22 protein-coding genes, 1 other RNA gene, 2 pseudogenes and 1 other annotated feature are annotated in these 22897 nt (G+C 37.3%); of the genes and pseudogenes, 6 read left to right on the top strand and 19 right to left on the bottom strand.

The window, feature by feature from the left end; translation table 11 throughout:
• Window positions 1-4: 4 nt before the first annotated feature.
• From I583_RS17090 to I583_RS02905, 3 genes and pseudogenes are all read right to left on the bottom strand, one after another.
• Window positions 5-211: pseudogene (locus I583_RS17090) on the bottom strand (hypothetical protein).
• Entirely contained in the window at window positions 207-998 is a 792-nt protein-coding gene (locus tag I583_RS02910; protein ID WP_010763060.1) for an ankyrin repeat domain-containing protein, read from the bottom strand. Before I583_RS02910 ends, I583_RS17090 begins: the two are co-directional and overlap by 5 nt.
• Before the next feature lie 88 nt (window positions 999-1086).
• Window positions 1087-1824, bottom strand: coding sequence for a MurR/RpiR family transcriptional regulator (locus I583_RS02905; protein ID WP_010763059.1), 738 nt, complete (start codon window positions 1822-1824; stop codon window positions 1087-1089).
• A 110-nt stretch (window positions 1825-1934) separates the two neighbouring features.
• Here I583_RS02905 and I583_RS02900 point away from each other — a divergent pair, with 110 nt between their 5' ends.
• On the top strand, window positions 1935-2834 hold the full coding sequence (locus tag I583_RS02900) for an ROK family protein (protein WP_010763058.1): 900 nt from the start codon (window positions 1935-1937) through the stop codon (window positions 2832-2834).
• A 184-nt stretch (window positions 2835-3018) separates the two neighbouring features.
• On the opposite strand, the gene aspS is transcribed toward I583_RS02900, so the two are convergent.
• The 7 genes from aspS to folB all read right to left on the bottom strand — a co-directional run bounded on the left by aspS (window position 3019) and on the right by folB (window position 9507).
• Complete coding sequence (gene aspS / locus I583_RS02895; protein ID WP_010763057.1) at window positions 3019-4788, bottom strand: aspartate--tRNA ligase; 1770 nt, start codon at window positions 4786-4788, stop codon at window positions 3019-3021.
• 33 nt (window positions 4789-4821) lie between these two features.
• Entirely contained in the window at window positions 4822-6120 is a 1299-nt protein-coding gene (gene hisS / locus I583_RS02890; protein ID WP_010763056.1) for a histidine--tRNA ligase, read from the bottom strand.
• A gap of 256 nt (window positions 6121-6376) precedes the next feature.
• Window positions 6377-6584, bottom strand: a binding site (T-box leader).
• A gap of 93 nt (window positions 6585-6677) precedes the next feature.
• Window positions 6678-7478: a dihydropteroate synthase gene (gene folP / locus I583_RS02880; RefSeq protein ID WP_010763055.1), complete on the bottom strand. Its 801-nt coding sequence runs from the start codon at window positions 7476-7478 to the stop codon at window positions 6678-6680.
• Between the two features lie 7 nt (window positions 7479-7485).
• On the bottom strand, window positions 7486-8073 hold the full coding sequence (locus I583_RS02875; protein ID WP_034683052.1) for a non-canonical purine NTP pyrophosphatase: 588 nt from the start codon (window positions 8071-8073) through the stop codon (window positions 7486-7488).
• Window positions 8074-8085: 12 nt separating this feature from the next.
• Window positions 8086-8652 carry a GTP cyclohydrolase I FolE gene (gene folE, locus I583_RS02870; protein ID WP_010763053.1) on the bottom strand — a complete coding sequence of 189 codons (567 nt, stop codon included), beginning with the start codon at window positions 8650-8652 and terminating at the stop codon, window positions 8086-8088.
• Window positions 8653-8656: 4 nt separating this feature from the next.
• Window positions 8657-9145, bottom strand: coding sequence for a 2-amino-4-hydroxy-6-hydroxymethyldihydropteridine diphosphokinase (gene folK, locus I583_RS02865; protein ID WP_010763052.1), 489 nt, complete (start codon window positions 9143-9145; stop codon window positions 8657-8659).
• Complete coding sequence (gene folB, locus I583_RS02860; RefSeq protein ID WP_010763051.1) at window positions 9142-9507, bottom strand: dihydroneopterin aldolase; 366 nt, start codon at window positions 9505-9507, stop codon at window positions 9142-9144. Before folB ends, folK begins: the two co-directional genes overlap by 4 nt.
• 193 nt (window positions 9508-9700) lie before the next feature.
• Here folB and I583_RS02855 point away from each other — a divergent pair, with 193 nt between their 5' ends.
• Entirely contained in the window at window positions 9701-10633 is a 933-nt protein-coding gene (locus I583_RS02855) for an aldo/keto reductase (RefSeq protein ID WP_010763050.1), read from the top strand.
• Between the two features lie 64 nt (window positions 10634-10697).
• Here the strand turns inward: I583_RS02855 and I583_RS02850 are convergent, their stop codons facing one another.
• The 8 genes and pseudogenes from I583_RS02850 to I583_RS02815 form a co-directional block, all read right to left on the bottom strand.
• Window positions 10698-12458 carry a choline/carnitine O-acyltransferase gene (locus tag I583_RS02850; RefSeq protein WP_010763049.1) on the bottom strand — a complete coding sequence of 587 codons (1761 nt, stop codon included), beginning with the start codon at window positions 12456-12458 and terminating at the stop codon, window positions 10698-10700.
• 124 nt (window positions 12459-12582) lie between these two features.
• Entirely contained in the window at window positions 12583-13029 is a 447-nt protein-coding gene (dtd, locus tag I583_RS02845) for a D-aminoacyl-tRNA deacylase (RefSeq protein WP_010763048.1), read from the bottom strand.
• 11 nt (window positions 13030-13040) lie between these two features.
• Entirely contained in the window at window positions 13041-15254 is a 2214-nt protein-coding gene (locus tag I583_RS02840; protein ID WP_010763047.1) for a RelA/SpoT family protein, read from the bottom strand.
• Window positions 15255-15460: 206 nt separating this feature from the next.
• Entirely contained in the window at window positions 15461-16108 is a 648-nt protein-coding gene (locus I583_RS02835) for a beta/alpha barrel domain-containing protein (protein ID WP_010763046.1), read from the bottom strand.
• A gap of 17 nt (window positions 16109-16125) precedes the next feature.
• Window positions 16126-16875 carry a 16S rRNA (uracil(1498)-N(3))-methyltransferase gene (locus tag I583_RS02830; RefSeq protein ID WP_010763045.1) on the bottom strand — a complete coding sequence of 250 codons (750 nt, stop codon included), beginning with the start codon at window positions 16873-16875 and terminating at the stop codon, window positions 16126-16128.
• 1 nt (window position 16876) lies between these two features.
• Entirely contained in the window at window positions 16877-17824 is a 948-nt protein-coding gene (prmA, locus tag I583_RS02825; protein ID WP_010763044.1) for a 50S ribosomal protein L11 methyltransferase, read from the bottom strand.
• Between the two features lie 14 nt (window positions 17825-17838).
• On the bottom strand, window positions 17839-18324 hold the full coding sequence (locus tag I583_RS02820) for a DUF3013 family protein (protein WP_010763043.1): 486 nt from the start codon (window positions 18322-18324) through the stop codon (window positions 17839-17841).
• Window positions 18260-18959, bottom strand: a pseudogene (locus tag I583_RS02815) (DNA-3-methyladenine glycosylase). The gene I583_RS02820 and the pseudogene I583_RS02815 overlap by 65 nt, the downstream one beginning before the upstream one ends.
• A 203-nt stretch (window positions 18960-19162) precedes the next feature.
• Between I583_RS02815 and I583_RS02810 the strand changes: the two are divergent.
• The 4 genes from I583_RS02810 to I583_RS02800 all read left to right on the top strand — a co-directional run bounded on the left by I583_RS02810 (window position 19163) and on the right by I583_RS02800 (window position 21631).
• Window positions 19163-20452 carry a replication-associated recombination protein A gene (locus tag I583_RS02810; RefSeq protein WP_010763041.1) on the top strand — a complete coding sequence of 430 codons (1290 nt, stop codon included), beginning with the start codon at window positions 19163-19165 and terminating at the stop codon, window positions 20450-20452.
• Window positions 20453-20514: 62 nt separating this feature from the next.
• Window positions 20515-20708: non-coding RNA, 6S RNA (ssrS, locus tag I583_RS16395), on the top strand.
• 69 nt (window positions 20709-20777) lie between these two features.
• A complete protein-coding gene (locus I583_RS02805) occupies window positions 20778-21056 on the top strand; it encodes a hypothetical protein (protein WP_010763040.1) in 279 nt (92 codons plus the stop codon).
• A gap of 98 nt (window positions 21057-21154) precedes the next feature.
• Window positions 21155-21631 (top strand): universal stress protein, encoded by a 477-nt coding sequence (locus tag I583_RS02800; RefSeq protein WP_010763039.1) that lies wholly within the window; start codon window positions 21155-21157, stop codon window positions 21629-21631.
• Between the two features lie 54 nt (window positions 21632-21685).
• Here I583_RS02800 and I583_RS02795 read toward each other — a convergent pair whose 3' ends face one another.
• The gene (locus I583_RS02795) at window positions 21686-22873 is read right to left on the bottom strand and encodes an acetate kinase (protein ID WP_010763038.1); all 1188 of its coding nucleotides are present in this window, start codon (window positions 22871-22873) and stop codon (window positions 21686-21688) included.
• Window positions 22874-22897: the final 24 nt, after the last annotated feature.

Genomic DNA, 22897 nt, shown 5'->3' with positions numbered 1-22897 from the left:
TGTTTCAGGCTCTTAGTAACCGAATAAACGGTGGGCGCAGAAGCAACTCCTTCGGAAATAAGCCGAAATTGCTGTAAAACACAACAAGGTACGAGTTGATGTTGCACAGTACCTACTTGGTCACAAAAATTTGAAGAGCAATTTTCGTAAATTCCTTCTTATTTCTCGGAGTTAAACACTTCTGTCCCAACCTCGTCTTGTCACTATTAATATGAACGAAGTGTGTTCAGCATTTCGGAATAGCCTAAACTTCTAGCATAGTCTTCAGCTGTTCGCCCAGTGTTATCTTTCAATGTCTTATCGGCTCCACCTTCTAATAAAACTTTGACGATTTGTTGATAGATTTCAGAGCCATCTCTTAGCGCGACCGCTTCGATCAACGCTGTATACCCATAATTATTTTGATGATCAATAGCAGCTCGACCATCTTTTAAAAGCAATTTCACATTTTCAAGATGACCTTTTTCAGCTGCTGGAATCAAAGCGTTCCCACCAAAGCGATTCACTTTTTGTTGATCTGGCACTTGTTTGTCCAACATGTATGCTAAAATTTCTGTTTTCCCTTGGGCTCCAGCATAAAGATATGGACTATCCGAAATTTGATCCTGAACATTGATATCAGCACCTGCATCGATCAGTTGTTTGGCGATGTCGATAAAGTTTTCATGTGTTGCGATCAATAGCGGCGTCTCACCTTTATCATTCACTTCATCGATCACGTAGTTTTTGTCTTGAAGTATTGTTGCTACTTTGGCAGCATCATTTTCTCTCACTGCTTGAATCAATGTTCCCGCTGGAAAAGTTTGATTAGCTTGTTGTGTACTACTCGTTGAAACTGTTTCTAATTCATTTGTTTGACCTGTACTACTTTTTTCCGTTGTCATACTTGTACTCTCCTTTACCGATTGTTTTGTATCAGCTGTTTTAGTTTGGCACGCCGAAAAAAGAATTAAAGTAAAAAACAGGACTGATATCTTTTGGAATAGCATTTTAGTCATAGCGCTCCTCCTTTTAACTACGTTTACACTTAGTATAAAGGATAGATATAAACAAATTATAAACGTTGTCCGCTAAGTGAACGATGAACTATTTTTTCTTGTTAAAACAAAAAGCCACCAAGTATTCAATTAAAGCGACTGTTGGTATCTGAGAGGATAAATCAAAATTATATGGCAACCGTTGATGCTCAATATAATATGGAATATTGATTGTTGAAAGTCTAGCTAAAGTATTATTATGAGTATTGGTTATACTGATAATTTGGTTGCTGCTAGATTTTAAAAGTTGAACCATTTCGATGATTTCTGCCGTCTCGCCTGAACTAGAAAAAATAATGATGACACTATTGTTTTCTTTCATTTGAGTAGACAGAAATGGTGCGTAGGGCTCATTTGAATACATCGCTTTGAACCCAATTGTATTAAATTTCCGAGCCGCATAACTGGCCATAATACCAGAAGAACCCATTCCTACGCAGTAAATGAAACTTGATTGTTTTAATAAAACACTGGCTGTCTCTACTTGTTCAAGTACATTTTCAGCAAAAACTTGATTCACAAAGATCTGTTCAAGTGAAATCGTATCAGTCATGCCTTTACCCGCAAGTTGGCTTACTTCATTTTTGACATAACGTTGAAAATCGTGATAGGAATCAAAGCCGCACTTTCTTACAAAACGGGTAACGGTTGACGGAGAACATGGAATTTGTGCTGCAATTTCTCGAGCAGAACGTGTAAAAACAGTTTCTAGATTTCTAAAAATATAATTTTGTAGCACTTCATCGGCATCAGACAACTGTTTGACTGATGATATTTTTTCTAGCATTCGCTTACCCTACTTATGTTAAATTTATGTGTACATTATAGTAAAGCTTTTGGTATAAGTAAAGGAAGCGAATTCAATTTGTTCATTTAAACATTTAGGAGGGAACATGGATGAAAAAAATTCTTGTGTTAGATATTGGTGGTACATTCATCAAATATGGCTTAATGACTGATGGATCATTAGGGCTTGTTCAAAAAACGGCAACCCCTAAAACAAGTGATGCGTTTAAAACTTGTTTAAAACAGCTATACAATGAACAGACAGAACCAATCAACGGCGTTTCCATTTCTATGCCAGGAATCATCAATGCCGATACAGGTTTCGCTGTTCATGGCGGCTCACTTGAGTTTGTTGGACAAATGAATATGCTTGCCTTTTATCAATCCATTTTTGACTGTCCTATCGCTGTAGAGAATGATGCACGATGCGCCATTATCGGCGAAATCAATTTAGGTCAGCTACAAGGCGTAAACAATGCGATTATGATCGTACTTGGTACAGGTGTTGGCGGTGGTTTGCTTGTAAATGGTCAAATCGTTAGAGGCGCTCATCAATCTGCAGGAGAGTTGTCGTTTGTTCAAACCAATTCATCAATGGGAATGGCCGATTTTTTTGCTATAAAGAATAGTGTCTACAGCCTATTAAAACCTTTTGCTAAATCAATCAATAAACAAACCAATGAAGTTAATGGGGAATTATTTTTTGAAGCAGTAAAATATGGGAATCAGGATGCACAACGTATTTTACATACTTATTGCAATTCTTTAGCACTTCAGATCTGGAACCTTCAAACGATCCTAGATCCAGAAAATATCGTTATCGGTGGCGGTATCAGTAGTCAAACTATTTTACTGGATTATTTAAACCAAGAGCTGAAAAAAATCTTAGATAGTCTTTCTATCAGCCCACTGACTCAACTCATTTCTCCTTCTGTTGTATTAAGTGCAGTTGGAAACAATGCAAATTTGATTGGTGCTTATTTTCATTTTATCCAAAGACATGGCGAATGATTGTAAATAGACGAAATAAAAAAAATGGGAGCAGTATCTTTATCCACTCTCCCATTTTTTATTTCGTCTATAAAAGAACCACTCTTTTATTGAAAGGGCTATTTTCGCTTGTGAGATAAAAAAAAGCTTCCAATAAACGAAGGTAGTTTATTGAAAGCTTGTTATTCTCTAACTAAGTCAAGATTTATTCATCTATCGCAGTTACATCGATATTCAATTCAAATAATTGTAATGGTGAAACAACACTTGGAGCACTTGTCATTGGATCAGCTGCTTTTCCGTTTTTAGGGAAAGCGATCACTTCACGAATATTATTTTCTCCAGCCAACAACATTACTAAACGATCTAAGCCTAACGCGATTCCACCGTGTGGAGGGAAACCATAGTCTAAAGCATCTAGCAAGAATCCAAACTGTTCTTGCGCTGATTCTTTCGTAAATCCTAGTGTTTCAAACATTTTTTCTTGTAGGTCACGTTTATGGATACGTAGTGAACCACCACCTAATTCATACCCATTTAAGACGATATCATACGCTTCCGCGTAAACTTTCGCTGGATCTGTTGAAAGTAATTCAATATCAGATTCTTTTGGTTGCGTGAATGGATGGTGAGCAGAAACGTAACGACCAGCTTCTTCATCGTATTCAAATAATGGCCAATCAACGACCCAAAGGAAGTTGAATTTAGACTCATCAATCAACCCTAATTCTTTCCCTAAACGAGAACGAACAGCACCTAAAGCAGCTGCAACGATTTCTGGTTTGTCCGCACCGAACATTAAAATATCGCCAACTTCAGCATTTGTTGCTTTGATCAAGTCATCTGAAACATCTGTTAGAAATTTTGCAATTGGTCCTTTTAGTCCATCTTCTTCTACTTTTAACCAAGCAAGTCCTTTGGCACCAAATTGGCTTACATATGTTCCAAGATTGTCCATATCTTTTCTAGAATATTTATCTGCTGCACCTTTAGCGTTCAACGCTTTAACATGTCCGCCATTTTCAAGCGCCATTTGGAACACTTTGAAGTCAACATCTTTGACCACATCCGCGATATCAATCAATTCCATATCGAAACGTGTATCTGGTTTGTCGCTTCCGTAACGTGCCATTGCTTCATCATAACTGATACGAGGAAATGGTAACGTCACTTCGATCCCTTTTGTTTCACGCATTACTTTCGCTAACATTTCTTCAGTCATTGTTTGAATCTCTTCTGGAGACAAGAAGGTTGTTTCTAAATCGACTTGGGTAAATTCTGGTTGACGGTCACCACGTAAATCTTCATCACGGAAACAACGAACGATTTGATAATAGCGATCGAAACCTGCATTCATCAACAATTGTTTAAAAATTTGTGGTGATTGTGGTAACGCATAAAAATGACCTGCATGGACACGTGAAGGAACTAAGTAGTCACGTGCGCCTTCTGGTGTTGATTTACCAAAATAAGGTGTTTCGATATCGATAAAATCAGTATCGTCTAAATAATGACGAATCGATTTTGTTACTTCATGACGTAATTTTAGATTTGCTGTCATTTGTGGGCGACGCAAGTCTAAATAACGGTATTTCATGCGAATTTCATCACCGACATTGTTCTCATCTTCAATTAGAAACGGTGGTGTTTTTGCTGTATTTAAAATCGTGATATCTGTTGCCATCACTTCAAATTCACCAGTTTTCATTTTAGGGTTGATCGCTTCTTTATCACGATACGTCAACTCTCCAGTAATTTCAATGACATATTCGCTACGGCATTTATCTGCGATTTCCCATGCTTCTTTTGAGTGTGCCGGATTGAATACTACTTGTGCAATGCCTTCACGGTCACGTAAATCGATAAAAATAACGCCACCTAAGTCACGGCGCTTTTGCACCCAACCTTTTAAGGTAATAACTTGTCCTACTAAATCTGCAGAAACTTCTCCACAGTATACTGTTCTTTTTGCCATTGATTTTTGCTCCTCTTCATTTTTTACTATTTATTAATCAAACATCACTGTCATCATTTCATCATAGACTTCATCAAATCTTTCATAAATATCTGAGAGTGGAAATGCTTTTTCATTACGATTGGCCATTGATTTTACGTTTACAACGCCTTCTGCTAATTCCGTTTCACCTAAAGTCAAAGCAAGTTTAGCATTGACTTTAGCGGCTGTTTTAAATTGGGCTTTGGCTTTACGATCCATAAAGTCACGATCAGCTGAAAAACCAAAGTTGCGAATTGCTTGAACCAGTTTTAGTGTTTCGACATTTGTTTGCTCACCGATTCCAACTACATAAGCATCGATTTCATTGATCACTGGAACCACAACGCCTTCTGCTTCCATCGTAATCAAGACACGTTCGATTCCAATACCAAAACCAAAACCAGGTGTAGCTGGGCCACCTAATTCTTCTACCAATCCATCATAACGTCCGCCGGCGCAGATCGTTGATTGGGCACCCATGCCAGGTGCTTCACTCATTACTTCAAAAATCGTATTGGTATAATAGTCCAACCCACGAACCATATTACTGTCTACTTCAAACGGAATGTTCAATTCGTTCAACATGGCTTTAACGGTTTCAAAATGTTCTTTTGATGACTCGCTTAGATAATCTAGAATTGAAGGAGCATCTGCTACAATCACTTTGTCTTTTTTATCTTTGCTATCTAAAACCCTTAATGGATTCTCGTGCAAACGACGTTTTGAATCTTCACTTAAATCAGCCGATTTTGGTTCTAAATAGTCGATCAAAGCTTGACGATATGCGGCTCTTGTCTCTTTATCACCTAAAGAATTAATCACTAATCGAATTTTTTGGATGCCTAATTGTTTGAAAAAGTCTAACGCCATCGCCATACTTTCAACATCCACAGCTGGATTCACACTACCAAATGCTTCTGCTCCGATTTGGTGGAATTGTCTTAAACGTCCTGCTTGTGGTCGTTCATAACGAAACATTGGTCCCATGTAGTACATTTTATACGGTTTTGCAAATTCTGGTCCAAATAGTTTATTTTCAACAAATGAACGAACAATCGGTGCTGTTCCTTCTGGACGTAAGGTTATGTGACGATCCCCTTTATCATAAAAATCATACATTTCTTTTGACACGATATCTGTTGTATCTCCTACGCTGCGAGAAATGACTTCGTAGTGTTCAAAAATTGGTGTACGAATTTCTTCATATTGGTAGTCTCGAAAAATCAAACGTGCTGTTTCTTCAACAAACTGCCATTTTTCAGAAGTTCCTGGTAATAAGTCATTGGTTCCTTTTGGTTTTTGATAACTCATTGTTTCATCTCCTATTTAGTGTTCATTGTTTGTATTTTATTTTGGTAAAGATTGATTGGTTTGAAATAGCTTTGGAACTGGTTGTAAGATTAGATTATGCTTTTCCTTCGCTGATCATTGCTTTTTGTTTAGATTACGCCTTTTGGTGATTCCTAGTACGGTAACTTCTCTCTCTTCGTTCGCCAAGTATTGTTCATCATCCACTCTGGCAAAGCCAGTCGTGGTGATTCACAACAAAAACTCGCCCTTGTATAAATACAAGGGCGAGTGAATAGACACACGCGGTACCACCTAAGTTCGAAAGATTGCTCTTTCCTCCAACGATTAACGCTCGTAACGGAACGGCTTTTCCTCCGCTCATCTCCAGAATGTCTTTCGATCTCTCTAATGAAGTTGCTTTCAGCCATGGCAACTTTCTCTTCTACAGTTAGTTTGAAATCTACTCGTTCTTTCATCGATTTTTTTATAGTATCTATAAATTACTAGAGATTGGAAATAAAGTCAAGTAGAATTTCAATTGGTTTTACAATCATCCTGCCAAGTAAAACCAATAGGTATTAGTTCTTATTGAGCGTTTGCCAGACATTTAACGTATCCCGCATTCCTTTAACCTGATGAACTCGAACAATTTCTACCCCTTTAGTTATAGCAAATAATGAAGCAGCAATTGAACCAAAATCACGTTTTGAAGGGTCAGTTTCATTGGTCAATGCAGCAATCGTCCTTTTTCTTGATACTCCGTATAGCACTGGATATTCTTGATAGCGAAATGCTTCAGGATGTTTTAGTATTGCTATATTTTCTTCCTGTGTTTTGCCAAAACCAATGCCTGGATCAAAACAAATTCGCATCAAATCAATACCAGCCTTTTGACACGTTTCTATTTTTTCTTGATAAAACGCTCGTATATCTTCCACTACTGATAATTCAGTTCGTCGGGGACGTGAATGCATGATGATCACACCACAATCAGGATATTTTTGTGCGATCTCAATCATACCGTTCGTATCCAACCCTTTGATATCATTGATGATATTCGCCCCTGCTGCTAATGCTGCATCGGCAACTTCTGGAAAATACGTATCGATTGAAATCGGTTTATCTGTTTTTGTTCTGACTGCTTTTATAATCGGCAAAATTCGTTCTTTTTCTTCTCTTGCTGAAATCTCTTGATAGTTTGGACGCGTCGATTGTCCCCCGATGTCTATGATATCAACATTTGCCGACAACATTTCTTCACAATGAAGCATGGCTTTATCTAGTTCATTAAATTGCCCACCATCTGAAAATGAATCAGGTGTAACATTTAAAATCCCCATGATTTGGGGTTCTTTTTTAGTAAAGTATCCCTCTTTCATCCTTTTGCTACTCCTTTAATTTTTCGATCAATTCCTTCAATGCTGATACTCTTGGGCTTAATTTATTTCGTTGCTCTTTCGGCAATTGAGCAAGGGTTTTATCCTTTTCTGGTAGATAAAAAATTTTATCAAAACCATAGCCCTGTTCACCGATTTCCTTTGTTGTTAGTTTTCCTTTGAGCGTTTTTGCTGAAAGAAGATACTCGCCATTCGGCCAAGCGTACACTAACACAGCGTGCAGGTTTATCACTCGCGATGCGGTCTCTTGTCCGTCAAATAAATGAAAAAGCTGTACATTTTTTTGAGTGTCTGTCATATCAGGTTTAAAAAATCGTGCTGTCTCAACACCTAAGAGGTCTGGAAAAGTTTCCAGTTCTAGTCCACCATCATCTGCTAATACTGGTTTTCCAATTGTTTTTGCATAAAATCGAGCTTTGATCAGCGCATTTTCAGTATATGTCGTACCTGTTTCTGCTATCTCATAGGCTTGATTCGTATAGTTCGTATATGAAACAAAGGTAATCTGCTCTTTAGGATAGACTGACTGCATTTCTTGTAGCTTGCCTTGGTTATTTGTGCCAACGATTATCGTCATTTTATTCATGTTTTATGCCTTGATCCCTCTTAAAAAGTCATCTTTACATTCCTTATTCGTTTTGAATATTCCTTGATAATGAAATGTTTTCGTCAGGCTACTGGGTGATTTAACACCTCGCATCGTCATACACATATGCTCTGCTTCGATTGCTACAGCTACACCTTTAACAGGTACATGCTCAACTAGTTTGTTTGCGATCATGATCGTTAGGTCCTCTTGCACGCTAGGACGTTTAGCACAATATTCTACCAAACGCGGCAATTTACTTAATCCTAAAACCTTGCGCTTATCAGGAATGTAGGCCACATGTACTTTCCCATAAAATGGCAATAAATGATGCTCACACATAGAGTAAAATTGAATGTCTTTCACTAAAACCATATCCTCTTCATTAAGACTATCAAACAAGGCATAATCGTTAAATTCTGGCTCTCTTAAAGAAGAAAATACTTCATTATACATTTTTGCTACACGTTTGGGTGTATCTTGGACACCAGCTCGATCAGGGTCTTCCCCAATCGCAGTTAAAATTTGTTTTACTGCCTGCTCGATCGTCACTAATTGTTCTTCATTCATCTAATTACCAACTTTCTTTACTAAGCCAAACTTCCCCTTGATTCCCAGTTTTTTCGATCAATGCTTCAAAGGATTCTCCTTGTAATGCAGTATCAGGATAAACATCTTTTAACGGGACTAATACAAAAGATCGTTTCAGCATTTCTTTATGTGGAATGTTCAAACGCTCTGTTGCTATTGCGTTATTATCCATCAGCAAAATATCGATATCTAAGGTTCGCGGTCCCCAATGAATCAATCGTTTTCGGCCTAATGTTTTTTCAATCGCTTGTGTTTTATCTAATAATTGCATAGGTTCATAGGATGTGCTGATTTGAATTACAGCATTATAATAATTTTCTTGCGGAACATCGCCATATGGTAATGTTTCATACAATTTTGATTTTTTTATCACTTGAATATCGTCATCTTGATCAAGCAGTTCAACTGCTTTTTGCAAGGTTCCTAAACGATCACCCAAGTTACTCCCCAACGCTAAATAACCAATCGTCATATGAAGTCTCTTTCCATTTCGATTTCGATATTATCAAACACTCCAGGCATTGGTACACTATATTTTCTAACCCGAACAAGCGCACCTTCTAATTTTTTGCCATGTTCTGCTTCAATATCATCTAAAATTGCTGAAGCGACAGCTTCTATTAAGTTATAAGAATGAGTGGTTAACCGTTGTGCAATTTGATCATTCACTTCAGCATAACTAACGGTGTCCTTCACATCATCTGTTTTGCCAGCTTGATCTAATGACAATCTTAATTCAACATCCACTTCCAATTGTTGCCCTAAAATTCGTTCTTCTGGTAAAACACCATTTTTAGTGTAAAACTTCATATTATTGATTCTGATTTTCCCCAATTGGCTCTCATCCTTCATCTGTTTTATTGCTGATAAACTCAGTTGCAATTATTATACTATAGAAACGCTTAAAAACTTTAGCTTTCTGCTTTTTAAGACATTTTGTTACAAAAATTCCGATTATAAGTGGAAAAACTTTCTTCTTTTACTTGAATCAACTACACTTATAATAAGAAAGTAAGGAGGCGTCATTATGACACAAAACGTTCGAATTGGTAAAACAGAGGTTTATTCAACCCCTCTTGGTTTAGGAGCAAATGCTGTTGGTGGTCATAATTTGTTTCCAAACTTAAAGGATGATACTGGAAAAGAAATTGTCCGAACAGCTTTGGCAAGCGGCATTACATTGTTGGATACTGCTTTTGCTTATGGAATGGGACGCTCTGAAGAATTGATTGGTGAAGTACTACAAGAGTTTGACCGTAATCAAATCACTATCGCAACAAAAGCAGCACATGATCCAGCTAACGGTGGCGCCTTCAACAATACACCAGAATTTTTGATTCGTTCCGTTGATGAGGCGCTTAAACGACTCCAAACAGATTATATCGATATTTTTTATATTCATTTCCCCGATGAGACAACGCCAAAGAATGAGGCAGTAGCGGCTTTGCAAACGCTAAAAGAAGCTGGTAAAATCAACGCAATCGGTGTCTCCAACTTTACGCTAGAACAAATTAAAGAAGCCAACCAAGATGGTTATGTAGATATCGTCGAAGATGAATACAGCTTGATTCATCGTGAAGCTGAACATGAACTGTTTCCTTATCTAAAAGAACAGCAAATTTCGTTTGTTCCTTATTTTCCTTTGGCTTCTGGTTTATTAACAGGAAAATATGACCGAAATGTTACTTTCCCACCTGAAGATTTACGTAGTAAAAAACCCGATTTTCAAGGGGAACACTTTAAGGCCATAATCGATAAAGTTAGCCAACTAAAATTGATTGCCGCTGATTATAATGCAAGTGTTGCAGCAATCGTGTTAGCTTGGTATATTAAAAATCCGTTTGTGGATGTTGTCATTCCTGGTGCAAAAAGACCAGAACAAGTAACTAGTAATGTCAAAGCTTTAGACATACATTTAACCGCAGAAGATTATCACCGAATAGATCAATTATTTCGGTGAATAAAAAAAGAGAAATGAAGACTTTTTCGCCTTCATTTCTTTTTTTTACCCAAAATTATGCAGTTTAAATAGCTAAAAGTTCTGTTAACTCCATTAGCGCCGTTTCTATTGCTGCTAGCATTCGCTCTGCTGTATTTTCATTCACTTTTTTTGCGGATAATGTCAAAATCACTTCTTCATCTAAAATCCCATAATAAAGTCCGAAACCACTTTTATTGGTGGGACCAAAGCTAAACGATTCCAAGATATCATACGGGATGCCAGTTGTAGAGATAAAATCATCACCTAAAATCTTCAAAGCTTCTGCTGTGAAAAGAGGTGTTTTTTCCTCAGAACTTTGGATCATTTTTTGCAAGCCAAACAGATGACGCTCAACCCCTTTACCACTTTGACATTGGGCAATGCGCTTCGAATGAGCTTGAGCAGCATTAGTAAATAGGACAACTAACGCTTCTTGGCTCTTTGGTTCAGATTTATTATAGAAGGCTTCTGCAAAGGATTTTTTCTCTTGACTGATTGAGCGAGCTGATTCTGTTCGCCCTTCATAATACATGCGCATTGCGACTGGTTCATAAACAGATCGTAGCTTTCCAAAAACCTTTTGCTGCGCCAATGCTAATGCAATATGAAAAAAAGCATCTGGACTTACTTGCGCTTGTTTCATTCGTTCTTTGCCAATTGCTGAAACGACTTGATGTTTGATGATATAGGAACTATTTTCTTGTTCTACAAAATCACGTGCTTCTTCGAGGCTATCGATCATTTGGCTCGTCAGCGTCCACTCCAATTTTTGAATAAGATCAGCAGAACATTTTGTAGTTGTTTTTATAGGAACATCATGAAATGGTTCAAATAGTTGAGTAAGCAAATTCAAGGTTGGCACACCATCGATTGCTGTGTGTTCCATATTGAACCCGATGTGCCCATTTTGAGTAATCACAGCTTGGGTTGTTTTTGACAGAAATTGATGATTTGTATTCAATAAAACTTCGGTAATGCGTTCCTCTTTTAACGCATCTTTCCCACTTGAAAAGCTTAAAATAAACAATGCGTCTTCGAGTTGTTGCAGATTCTGACGGTTCAGTTTTTCTTTTTTGAGCCCTTTATAAATCAAATTTGAGTGCTCTCTTTCTGTACCAGTCATATAAGAAATCAACGCTTCTCCTTGTTTTGGGACACTGTTTAGGGAGTGAATATAATTCAGGTTTTCGTATAACTGATTTAAAGGATAAATGCCTCCTGACTCATCGGTCACATTTAAACGAAAATAAACACCATTTAGAAAAATCATAATATAATTCCCAGCTTTTTGTATTTCTCCTCTGTAAAAAGAATCCTGTTTAGTCCCAGGTATCCGACAGCTTTTGAAAAAATTTAAGTAAAAAGACATATCGACATGTTGATTCTTTTTAGTGTATTCAATGGGATAGGTCTCATCAGCTAAACTTAGATATAGCTTAGTCATTTGATAAATTAATTGAGCAGCTCGTGCTTCTTTTGATGCTATTTTCTCGTAATATTCCTCGTTGATCATCAAAGCAAAATTTGATTTACTTTGTAAGGGACCACGACTTTCTAAATAGCTCTTTTCCCATAATGGCGCTAGCCAGCTGCCAGTAGTTTGTTCCATATAATCAACTAAGCTTGTTTGTAAACCTTCCCCTTCGAAAAGACTAAATGCTTTAGCTTGTTCTTGAAAAGCCGCTAATTCTTCTACCGTAACTAGAGGGCAAATCCATTCATTTAATGTAGCTAAGGTTTCATGTAATTCTGGTACTGGAAGCTTTTTTAATGTGGGCCGTAATTGTTCTTTATATTTTGTCATCTTACACCTCAACGATCGCTTGATACTTCATTATACCAAGCATTTCTTCCTTAATGTGATTTTTCCCTATAACTTATAAAAAAACATCATCCCTGCTACGATATCTTCAGGAATGATGCTTTTATTATCTATCTTTTGTATCAATAATGATCGTTACTGGTCCATCGTTGACTAACGACACTTTCATATCAGCGCCAAATTCGCCAGTTTCTACAGGGATAGCTAACTCTTTCAATTGTTTGTTAAATTGTTCATATAAAGGAATGGCCACTTCTGGTCGAGCTGCCGCTATAAAGCTCGGACGGTTCCCTTTTTTAGTCTCTGCATACAAGGTAAATTGAGAAACACTCAAAATGCTTCCCTGAATCTCTTGAATACCAAGATTCATTTTCCCTTTCTCATCTTCAAATACTCGAAGTTTACTGATTTTGCGAACTAAATAAGCAACATCTTCTTCAGTGTCTGATTCATGGATTCCAAGTAGAATCATGAACCCTTCCCCAATTTTTCCAACACTTTGTTGCTCAATCACCACTTCAGCTTGCGTCACACGCTGAATGACTGCTCTCATATTTGTACCTCCTAGCCATTGGTTCGGCGAACGTTGTAAACGTCCGGTATGTTTTTGATTTTGTCTACAATTGTCTTTAAATGAGCTAGATTTTGAATTTTCACCGTCACATGGATCATCGCCATTTTATTTTTCGTTGGTTTTGCTTCCACGCTAACTAAATTTTTGGTCATTGAACTAATAACTTGCAAGACATCATTCAATAATCCACTACGATTATACCCGTAAATTTCTAAATCAGCATCATATTCTTTATTGGAATTATCCGTATCTTCCCATTCTACTTCAATCAAGCGTTGTGCAAGTTCTTCTTGGTGCTGAACGTTAGGACAATCTGCTCTATGAATTGAAACGCCGCGGCCTTTCGTGATATAGCCGACGATCTCGTCTCCAGGTACTGGATTACAACAACGACTAATCCGAACAAGTAAATTTTCAACTCCTTGAATCACAATTCCGCCTTCATGACGAACCTTCATTTTATCCGATTCTTTTTTGACTGGTTGCGTCATCAATTCTTCGGCTTCTTGTTTTTGACGTTCTATTTCTTGTTCTTTACGCTCTTTTTCAGTTAAGCGATTAAAGACCACTTGAGCGCTGATTTCACCATAACCAACAGCCGCATATAGATCGTCTTCAGTTTGGAAATTAAAACGATCCAACGCTTCCGCCATTTTGGCTTTTCCTAAAAATTCTTTTGGTGAAAACCCATGTTCAATCAAGTATTTACTGATGGCATCGTGTCCTTTGATAATATTGACTTCTCGATCTTGGACTTTAAAGAAACGTTTGATTTTGTTTCGTGCCTTACTTGTGGCTACCATTTTTAACCAGTCGCGGCTTGGTCCAAATGAATTTGGTGAGGTCAAGACTTCAATGATATCACCATTTTTTAGTGTATAATCTAACTGAACCATTTTGCCATTCACTTTAGCACCCGTGGTTTTATTCCCGATTTCGGTATGTACACTGTACGCAAAATCCAGAGGTCCAGATCCTTTAGGCAATTCTGTTACTTCACCAGTTGGCGTGAAAACATATACCTTATCACTGAAAATATCTCCTTTGACGCTTTCCATAAACTCAGAAGCATCATAGCTTTCATCTTGTAATTCAAGAATTTCACGAAACCAACTTAATTGTTTTGTATCAGTATCTTCATCAACTTTTTCCGTCTTACCTTCTTTGTAGGCCCAATGAGCTGCTACCCCAAATTCAGCAATTTGATGCATTTCATGGGTTCTGATCTGTACTTCTACTGGATTGCCCTTTGGCCCAATGACCGTTGTATGAATAGATTGATACATATTTGCTTTAGGCATCGCAATATAATCTTTAAACCTTCCCGGCATTGGTGTCCATTTAGTATGAATTGCTCCTAGTACAGCATAACAATCTTTGATTGAATCAACGATTACACGAATCGCCAGTAAATCGTAAATTTCATTGAATTGTTTTTTCTGATCTTTCATTTTGCGATAAATTGAGTAAATATGTTTTGGTCGTCCATAGATTTCAGCATAAATATCTAAATCTTCTGTAGCTAAACGAATGTCTTCCACTGCTTCTTCAACATAGGCTTCACGTTCATCTCTTTTACTTTGCATTAGATTAACGATTCTATAATACTGATTTGGATTGATATAGCGCAACGCAGTATCTTCTAGCTCCCATTTAATACGGCTGATCCCTAAGCGATGAGCAAGAGGTGCATAGATTTCGATCGTTTCTTGTGCAATTCGGCGCTGCTTATCTTCACGTAAATGCTTCAGCGTACGCATATTATGTAAACGGTCAGCTAATTTCACCATGATCACGCGTAAATCTTGGGCCATTGCCAATAGCATTTTTCGGTGATTTTCAGCTAATTGTTCTTCGTGAGATTTATATTTTATTTTTCCAAGTTTGGTCACGCCGTCAACTAACATTGCCACGTCTGCACCAAATTCATTTGCTAAATCTTCAAGCGTTACATCAGTATCTTCAACTACATCATGCAAAAAACCTGTTGCAACAGTATGTGGGTCCATCCTTAATTCAGCTAAAATCCCTGCCACTTGAATCGGATGAATAAAATAAGGTTCACCTGACTGTCTAACTTGGCCCTCATGCGCTTTTTCAGCATAATCACATGCTCTTTGAACAAAAGCAACATGTTGAGGCTCCATATATTTTGACACGAGTTTAATGACGCCAGGTCCTGTCATAATTTCCTCTTTTGGCATGGTTCTCACTCCTTTTACTTTGTCCTCTATCTCTACGTCAGCTTTGCTTCCTAGAATAGAGGCACTCTTTTTACCATAGGTTTAATGACCTTAATTTATATAGATATTTGATCTTTAAAAAAAAGAAAAGCACCACTTGAAACAGTAGCACTTCCAACATCTTTTATTATACTAACATTTTACGGGATTTTCAATTCCTCAAATCTTTAATTCCATTTTGAAATCAAAGGCAAAATCTCACGACCGTTACTAATACCAATATACGATGCACCAGCTTGAAACAGAAGCTCAATTTCAAGTAATGTGGGTGCTTTTACATTTACCTGAAAGGTCATTCGCTTGTTCCGGGTGGTTCGGAAAATACTCATATCATAGATCGCTTGTTCCATCGTTAAATTAACCCCAAGAGAAATAGCACTGACCCTTAATTCTGCAAGGTCCATCGTTAATAGCTGTTTTTGATTATCTGTTAAATGACCACTGTCAAAAAAGAACCCCAGAGCTTTTCGTCCAAATGATAACTGTTCTAATGCTTGATAACTCTGATTCCCATACATCGCCAGTTGCTCTGATGGCATAGTTACAAATACATTCGAAGCACCGTCTCTATACAATTGTCCTGTTTCAAAGGCTTTTTTCGCTAAAGTTCCGCTACCAAGCGGATAGTCAGCAAAACTACTTACTTGAATCATCGTTCCTGCTAATAATTGTTTTGCCCTTGCAACATTATAAGGTAAAACAAAAATCGAACGAACAGGAAAATCCTTTAGAAAGAGAATCTCTTCTGTGAACTGCTGATCTGTAAACGATGGATCTATTAACATAATTGAAAGTCGTTGCAACTCTAACTCCATAAATTACCCCCTATACCTTACACTAATTCAAATTGATAACTGATAGCACTCAAAACGTACAATGGTGCTGTTTCTGCACGTAAAATACGCGGACCTAATCCACAAATAATACCGCCATACTCCTGAAATAAATCTACTTCAGCAGGTGAAAAGCCACCTTCTGGACCAAAAATAATCAAAACTGATTCTCCAACAGCTAATCCAGAAAGTGCTGTTGCAAAGCGACTGCGTTCCCCAATTTTGGCAGATTCTTCGTAAGCGATCAAGACTTTGTCATAACCAGAAAAAACATCTAACAACTCTTGTTCTCGCTCTAATAATACAATATCTGGTGCGAACTGGCGATGCGATTGCTCAGCAGCTTCCGTCGCTATTTTTTTCAGCCGCTCTGTTTTTTTTGCCAGTTTTTTATGGTCCCACTTTACAACTGAAGCTTTAGCAGGAAATCCAATAAATTTATGGCTGCCAAGTTCAGTGCCTTTTTGAACGACCCACTCTAGTTTATCTCCTTTAGGATAACCACAAGCAATCGTAACATTGACAGGTAGTTCCTTTTCTGATTGTTCTTTACAAATTTCTTTTAAACAAACTACCTCTTCTGTAATCTCAGTGATTTCAGCAATGATTGCCAAACAATCGCTAAACGCCAAAAAAACTTGTTGCCCAGGCTCCATCCTCATTACTCGAACGATATGATGATAATTATCGCCTGTGATCGTATAGTACTCTTTAACACTATAAGGTTCAGTTAGAAAGTAACGCTGCATCTTACTCTTCCTCTGTTTTCTTTAAAATAATCGCATACCAATCTCCTTGTTGGAAAATCTGATCCACAAGAAAACCTGCTGCTGTCATTTTTTCTATAATCATCGCTTTTTTCTCATGAATGATTCCAGAAACAATCAACGTTCCATCACTTTTCAATAAACGCCATGCATCTTCGATCATCAATGTTATGATATCCGCTAAAATATTCGCTACGATCACATCAGCTTCAATCGTTACATCTTTCAACAAGTCATTAGCTGAAACATGAACATCGCTTGCGATCGGATTCATGTCCATATTTTCTTTTGCCGCAGTCACAGCTACTTCATCAAGATCATAGGCATGAATTTCTTTTGCACCTAAATATTTACTCGCAATACTCAATACACCTGAACCAGTTCCAACATCCAGAAGCGTTTCGCCCCCACGCAACACTGTTTCCAAAGCTTGTAATGTTAAACGCGTTGTTGGATGCGTCCCTGTCCCAAAAGCCATTCCCGGATCCAAGGTAATTATTTTTTCAAACTCATCTTGGGCTTCATATTTTTCCCAACTTGGAACGATCGTTAGAAAACGGGTCACACGTACTGGATGATAATATTTTTTCCAGGCTGTTGCCCAATCACTTTCAGCTACTTCACTAACGCTGACTTCATTTTTACCAATTGCAAGTCCAAATTCCGGTAAACGAGTAATACTTTCTTTAATAAAAGGAAGGATCTCTGGCAAAAAAGTCGTTTCAGGGAAATATGCCATTACCAAAGCACCGTCTTTGATATGTGTGAATTGTTCTTTGTCTAGTAATTCTCCGTAAAGATCGCTTTGAAAATTTTCTACGTCTAAAGAATCTTCAATAGCAACACCACTGGCTCCTGCTTCCATCATAATATTGGAGATTGCTTCAACCGCTTCGCTGGCTGTTTCAACTTTTACTTCTGTCCATTTCATACGATCACCTCTTTTTAATAGCTTGGATAAGCGATATATGTATCGCCTTCTGCTTTTTGATACTTTTGAACAGCTTCTTCAAAGGCTTCTTCTGACCATTTCAACTCAAATACGACTTGCCCTTCATCCGTTAAAAAGTCTAACAAATCACTTTGTCCTTCTGTCAAAACATCATTTAAATAATCGACAAAACCATCCAGGACAGACTGTTTAATTCCTTTTTTGCCCTCATAAGGAATGATCGCTAGAAATTCTTCCTCAGCCAAAGAAGATTTGTCAGGATTATAAAACAAAATACCGTCTTCAAATTCAATGATTTCTTCCTCTGAAACTGTTCCTTGTGCATCATCGATTTGTTCATGCTCCGTATTTTCAGCAAACAAACGAAAAACAACCTCAATTGTATGGTTTTTGCTGTTCCAATCGAGAGCTACATCATATTCTGTGATTTTCTTGGTAATTTGTTGATCTAAATAGGTTAACATCGTTTCTTTTTTCATTTATTTTCTTCCTTCCAGCCAAAGGCCTTTTGATCGATATCACTTCTTTTTTGTTTTGAGATATAAGGGTTTCCTGAAACGACATACCTTAACGGCAAATCTGTCCAAATTCCTTTATTAGGAATTCCAATTCGAGGAAGCGGAATGATTTTTTTTGGTGTTTTTCTTTTTTCTGGAACGATCCGTAATGGACTGTCAAAGATCGATTGGCCATATAATTCTCTGCCAATTCCTAAGGCCGCGACTAGCTTTCCAGGTCCATTAGTCAACTCGATTCCTTTACGTCCCTTGCGATTCTTTTCCATTTTTTCAATTCCGTCAATGGGCTCGATAGCACGAATCATGACTCCTTGGGGGTTCCCTTTTTCTTGTGTCACCATATTTAAAATCAAATGCGTATGCATTGTATATAAATAAATCGTTCCAGGTTTTTCATACATGGCTTTTAACCGCGGCGTATTACGCAATCCATAACTGTGAGCTGCTTTGTCTTCCGGACCTAAATAAGCTTCCGTATCAACTATATAACCTGCGAGTATACCAGATTCAGTCTCATGTTCTAAGTACATTCCTAATAAAAACTGAGCAATTTCTTCTGTTGACTTTGTATTAAAAAAATTTATCGTGTCATTCATTATTTTTCACCACTTCCTATCATACACGAATCTAAGCCTATTATCCATTGAAATAACAAACGATTAGTAAGATAAATTCTGATTTTTCTCTTGTTTTAATGAATAAAACAGGCTCTTTCACAAACGTATGTTCTTTATGGTATAATGTATAGATAAAGAATTTATTAGCTAGCCTTTCAGCTTTAAAATAAGGAGGTTCAACGATGCAAAAACCATTAGCTTACCGCATGCGCCCACGTAATTTAGATGAAGTAGTTGGTCAGCAACAACTTGTTGGACCTGGAAAAATCATCCGGAGAATGGTCGAAGCTCGCATGCTTTCATCCATGATTTTATACGGTCCACCAGGTACAGGAAAAACTAGTATTGCCAGTGCTATTGCAGGTTCTACAAATTATGCTTTCCGCCTATTGAATGCTGCAACTGACACAAAAAAAGATCTACAAATCGTCGCAGAAGAAGCAAAGATGAGCGGTACTGTGATCTTATTACTAGATGAAGTCCATCGTTTAGATAAAACAAAACAAGATTTTTTGTTGCCTCACCTTGAGAGCGGCCGAATTATTATGATTGGAGCAACAACGGAGAATCCATATATTACAATCAATCCAGCCATTCGAAGTCGGACACAAATCTTTGAAGTCAAGCCATTAACTGAATTAGATATTCAAAAAGCTGTAAAAGAAGCATTGACTGACTCAGAACGTGGTTTAGGAGAATTTCCAGTAGTTTTAGAAGAAAAAGCGCTGCAGCATTTATCTCGCGCAACGAATGGTGACTTGCGTAGTGCTTTAAATGGGCTAGAATTAGCTGTAAAATCAACACCTGAAAATGAAGATAACAAAATTGAAATCACTCTTTCTGTCATTGAAGAATGTGTACAACGCAAAGCCTTGACTCACGATAAAAATGGTGATGCTCATTATGACGTTATTTCTGCGTTTCAAAAATCGATTCGGGGCAGTGACGTTGATGCTGCGCTTCATTATCTGGGCAGGTTAGTTGAAGCTGGCGACTTACCAATTATTTGCCGCCGTTTGATGGTCATTGCGTATGAAGATGTTGGTTTAGGAAATCCACCGGCTGCTGCACGTACAATCACTGCTGTTCAAGCTGCAGAGAAACTTGGTTTCCCCGAAGCACGCATTCCTCTTGCCAGTGTTGTGATTGATTTATGCCTATCACCCAAATCTAATTCTGCTCTCAGCGCAATTGATGCTGCTTTGGCCGATATACGCGACGGAAAAGCTGGAGATGTTCCAGATCATTTACGCGATAGCCATTATTCTGGTGCTAAAGATTTGAACCGAGGAATTGGTTACCAATATCCACACAACTTTGAGAATGCATGGGTAGATCAGCAGTATCTTCCAGATAAAATAAAAAATGCTCATTATTATGAACCAATCGATACTGGAAAGTACGAGCAAGCACTAAACCTTCAGTATCAGCGGATCCAAAATTGGAAAAAGGAAAATAAATACAAAAAATAATCCGCTTCCAATTTCAAGCACCCTCATTGCTGTTTGTGCTATATTGTGCTATTATAAAGATGGTAAATCTGTGATGTACGCGTTGTCTTTTTTGTGTGTTGACCGAACATTTTATTGATATCTAGGGATCCTTCTGGTACCTAAGCTGGTAACATGCCTTATCATTTGGTAGTTCGAAGCTGTCAGTCGTGGAACCCACCTGCTTTGTTTGCGGGTTCAATACTATAGGACGAATAACGGCATCGACGGATTTTACCTTTTTTATTTTGATTACCGAACAATTTGCGAAGTGCAAATTGTTTTTTATTTGATGGAGGTTCAATGCATGATTCGCGTACTTATTTTTGTATCTGTAGCGTTATTAGTTATTATCGGTATTTATTTATTAAAAAAAGCAACTGTTTTTTTACCATTGATGCACAACGGTGAACCTGACGAAAATAAGCAGTTTTTACATCAGTTTGGTGTTTTCTATCTGATTTTAGCTGCTATGGGTATCTTGGTTGGAATCTTTAACCTAAAGTTTTTCTCGTTGTTCTATATTTTTAGCTTGCTTGTAATTTCAGCTGTTTTCAGTGTTATGTTTGCCAAGAAGATTCTATAATAGTATCTTCTTTTTTATTTTCCTTTTTTGCGGTTTTGTTCTACAATTAGAGTATAAAGAACTATTTATTTTAAACTATTTGAAAAGGAGTGATCACAATGTTACAAAATTATCGTAAAATCATGGTTGCTGTTGATGGATCATCAGAAGCGGAATTAGCTTTTCAAAAAGCAATGAATGTGGCTATGAGAAATGATGCAGAGTTACTATTAGCTCATGTGATTGATACCCGAGCATTTCAATCTGTTTCTTCATTTGATGGTGTCTTAGCTGAACAAGCAACAGAGATGGCCAAGCAAACACTTGAAGGATACAAAAAACAGTCAAAAGAACATGGATGTGAAAAAGTATCTAGTGTCATTGAATATGGTGCTCCAAAACCTTTGATCGCCAAACAACTGCCTCAAGATCAGGAAGTTGACTTGATTATGTTGGGGGCAACAGGTTTAAATGCTGTTGAACGTTTATTTATTGGCTCTGTTTCTGAATATGTTATTCGAAACGCCGCTTGTGATGTACTTGTGGTCAGAACCGATTTAGACAATAAAATTCCAGTTCAACAAGACGAAGAATAATTTTTTAAATAAAAAAGCAACTCGATTTTTGTCGAGTTGCTTTTTTTGTGAATATTATTTTCTTAGACGCTCAACATCACGAGCAATCATCAATTCTTCGTCAGTTGGAATCAATAATACTTTAACTTTAGAATCCTCTGTAGAAATCACTGATTCTTTTCCACGAACATTGTTTTTCTCATCATCTAATTCACAACCGAACCAAGTCATGCCTTTGATTACTTCACTACGAACGTGTGAATCATTTTCACCAATTCCAGCAGTAAAGACAATTGCATCAACACCGTTTAATACAGTTACATAACTACCAATGTATTTACGGATACGGTCTGTGAAAATATCGTACGCTACTTGAACAGCTTCTTTATCCATGTTTGCTTCTAAATCACGCATATCACTAGAGATACCAGTCAAACCAAGTAAACCTGATTTTTTATTTAAAATATCGATCATGTCTTTGATATCAGTCAATTCAAGTTTTTCCATTAGGTAAGCTAATAAAGAAGGATCAATATCTCCAGAACGAGTCCCCATTGTTACACCTGCAAGTGGTGTGAAGCCCATTGATGTATCTACTGATTTACCACCATCAACCGCTGTGATTGACGCACCGTTACCTAAGTGACAAGTAATGATTTTTAATTCTTCGATTGGACGGCCAAGCATTTCCGCTGCACGTTCAGCAACAAATTTATGGCTTGTTCCATGCGCACCATATTTACGAGCAGCAAATTTTTCATAGTATTCAGTTGGAATACTGTATAAGAAATTGTGTTTTGGCATTGTTGTATGGAAAGATGTATCAAAAACAGCAACACTGATAATTTCAGGTAAGATTTTTTTGAATGCTTTGATTCCCATTGCATTCGCTGGATTGTGTAAAGGTGCAAGTTCTGCTAATTTTTCGATTTTGGCTAAAACTTCATCGTCGATAACTACAGAATCTTTAAAGTCTTCTCCACCTGCAACTACACGGTGTCCAACACCTGTAATTTCATCATAAGAAGCCAAAATTTTTAATTCAGTTAATTTATCCAATAACATTTTAACTGCAACATCATGATCGTTGATGTCAATGATTTCTTCATATTTTTCGTCATTGCCATATTTGATTGTAAAGATAGAATCATTTAAACCAATTCGTTCAACGATTCCTTTAGCGATAACTTCTTCGTTTGGCATTTGGTATAGCTGCCATTTTAAACTTGAACTTCCAGCATTAATTGCAATTGTTTTAGACATAATACTCTCCTCTTTATCAGTTGT

Origin of the sequence: Enterococcus haemoperoxidus ATCC BAA-382 (assembly GCF_000407165.1) — a bacterium.
Classification (GTDB): Bacteria; Bacillota; Bacilli; order Lactobacillales; family Enterococcaceae; genus Enterococcus_L; species Enterococcus_L haemoperoxidus.
Note: the sequence above shows the minus strand (reverse complement) of the source record. Positions and strands in the feature narration are given on the sequence as shown.

Coding starts and splice junctions, on each gene's coding strand:
- I583_RS02910 (WP_010763060.1), bottom strand. CDS start 998: ATGACTAAAATGCTATTCCAAAAGATATCAGTCCTGTTTTTTACTTTA.
- I583_RS02905 (WP_010763059.1), bottom strand. CDS start 1,824: ATGCTAGAAAAAATATCATCAGTCAAACAGTTGTCTGATGCCGATGAA.
- I583_RS02900 (WP_010763058.1), top strand. CDS start 1,935: ATGAAAAAAATTCTTGTGTTAGATATTGGTGGTACATTCATCAAATAT.
- aspS (WP_010763057.1), bottom strand. CDS start 4,788: ATGGCAAAAAGAACAGTATACTGTGGAGAAGTTTCTGCAGATTTAGTA.
- hisS (WP_010763056.1), bottom strand. CDS start 6,120: ATGAGTTATCAAAAACCAAAAGGAACCAATGACTTATTACCAGGAACT.
- folP (WP_010763055.1), bottom strand. CDS start 7,478: ATGAAAGAGGGATACTTTACTAAAAAAGAACCCCAAATCATGGGGATT.
- I583_RS02875 (WP_034683052.1), bottom strand. CDS start 8,073: ATGACGATAATCGTTGGCACAAATAACCAAGGCAAGCTACAAGAAATG.
- folE (WP_010763053.1), bottom strand. CDS start 8,652: ATGAATGAAGAACAATTAGTGACGATCGAGCAGGCAGTAAAACAAATT.
- folK (WP_010763052.1), bottom strand. CDS start 9,145: ATGACGATTGGTTATTTAGCGTTGGGGAGTAACTTGGGTGATCGTTTA.
- I583_RS02855 (WP_010763050.1), top strand. CDS start 9,701: ATGACACAAAACGTTCGAATTGGTAAAACAGAGGTTTATTCAACCCCT.
- I583_RS02850 (WP_010763049.1), bottom strand. CDS start 12,458: ATGACAAAATATAAAGAACAATTACGGCCCACATTAAAAAAGCTTCCA.
- dtd (WP_010763048.1), bottom strand. CDS start 13,029: ATGAGAGCAGTCATTCAGCGTGTGACGCAAGCTGAAGTGGTGATTGAG.
- I583_RS02840 (WP_010763047.1), bottom strand. CDS start 15,254: ATGCCAAAAGAGGAAATTATGACAGGACCTGGCGTCATTAAACTCGTG.
- I583_RS02835 (WP_010763046.1), bottom strand. CDS start 16,108: ATGGAGTTAGAGTTGCAACGACTTTCAATTATGTTAATAGATCCATCG.
- I583_RS02830 (WP_010763045.1), bottom strand. CDS start 16,875: ATGCAGCGTTACTTTCTAACTGAACCTTATAGTGTTAAAGAGTACTAT.
- prmA (WP_010763044.1), bottom strand. CDS start 17,824: ATGAAATGGACAGAAGTAAAAGTTGAAACAGCCAGCGAAGCGGTTGAA.
- I583_RS02820 (WP_010763043.1), bottom strand. CDS start 18,324: ATGAAAAAAGAAACGATGTTAACCTATTTAGATCAACAAATTACCAAG.
- I583_RS02810 (WP_010763041.1), top strand. CDS start 19,163: ATGCAAAAACCATTAGCTTACCGCATGCGCCCACGTAATTTAGATGAA.
- I583_RS02805 (WP_010763040.1), top strand. CDS start 20,778: ATGATTCGCGTACTTATTTTTGTATCTGTAGCGTTATTAGTTATTATC.
- I583_RS02800 (WP_010763039.1), top strand. CDS start 21,155: ATGTTACAAAATTATCGTAAAATCATGGTTGCTGTTGATGGATCATCA.
- I583_RS02795 (WP_010763038.1), bottom strand. CDS start 22,873: ATGTCTAAAACAATTGCAATTAATGCTGGAAGTTCAAGTTTAAAATGG.